2 protein-coding genes are annotated in these 1,095 nt (G+C 75.8%); both read left to right on the forward strand.

The genetic code is table 11. The annotated features are described in order from the left end of the window. Nucleotides 1–422: PfkB family carbohydrate kinase (locus H0488_RS23330; protein WP_246372717.1), on the forward strand; the 422-nt coding region annotated here is incomplete at its 5' end. Next, nucleotides 410–1,095 (forward strand): fructose PTS transporter subunit IIA (locus H0488_RS23335; RefSeq protein ID WP_183101545.1); only part of this gene is annotated, 686 nt, incomplete at its 3' end. The genes H0488_RS23330 and H0488_RS23335, both read left to right, overlap by 13 nt.

Here is a 1,095-nt window from a genome sequence, read left to right on the forward strand (position 1 = left end):
AGCTGGCCTCCGCCACCGGCGGTGATGCCGAGGCGTTCGAGGCCGACCCGGCCGCGGCAGCCGCGGCAGCCGCGACGCTGGTCGGCTCGGCCGCGGTCGCCGTGCTCGCCACCCTGGGCGGGGCCGGCGCGGTCCTCGTCGACGCCACCGGCGCCTGGCACGCCACCCCGCCGGAGATCGACGTCGTCAGCACCGTCGGCGCGGGCGACGCCAGCCTGCTCGGCTACCTGCTCGCCGATCTCCGCGGTGCGGCCGCTCCCGACCGGCTCGCCACCGCGGTGGCGTACGGCGCCGCCGCGGCCGGTCTGCCGGGCACCACCGCGCCGACCCCCACCGATCTCCGGACCGCCGAGGTCCGGGTCCGTCAGCTCGACATCCCGTCGAGCCACACCCCCGAAGGAACCCCGTCATGGCAGAACTGATGACGCCCGACCTGGTCCGGCTCGACGCTGACCTCGGATCGGACAAGGAAGGGGTGATCGCCGCGCTGGCCGCGGTGCTCACCGACGCCCACCGTGCAGACGACGTCGCCGTGCTCGAGCGCGACCTGCTCGCCCGTGAGGCGAAGTCCGCGACCGGCATGAAGGGCGGCATCGCGATCCCGCACTGCCGCTCCACGACCGTGTCGGTGCCGACGGTCGGCTTCGCGCGGCTCGCTCCGGCGGTCGACTTCGGGGCCAAGGACGGACCCGCAGAGCTGGTGTTCCTGATCGCCGCGCCCGAGGGTGGCGGCAACACCCACCTGCAGATCCTCACCAAGCTGGCGCGCGCGCTGGTCAGGCCGGAGTTCACCGACGCCCTGCGCACGGCTGCGACGCCCGACGAGGTCGCGGCGATCGTCGGCGAGGCGGTCGGCGACGCGCCCGCCATGGCCCCTGCTCCGGGGATCGCTGCGTCCAGCGTGGTCCAGGCGGCGCCGGCGGCCCCCGCTGTCGCGTCCGCCCAGCGGCGGCTGGTCGCGGTCACCTCGTGCCCGACCGGCATCGCGCACACCTACATGGCGGCCGAGTCGCTCGAAGCGGCGGCAGCGCGTGCCGGCGTCGAGATCGCCGTCGAGACCCAGGGCTCGGCCGGCTCGAAGCCGCTTCCCCAGGC

The sequence above is a fragment of the Nocardioides pelophilus genome, from assembly GCF_014180685.1.
Classification (GTDB): domain Bacteria; phylum Actinomycetota; class Actinomycetes; order Propionibacteriales; family Nocardioidaceae; genus Nocardioides; species Nocardioides pelophilus.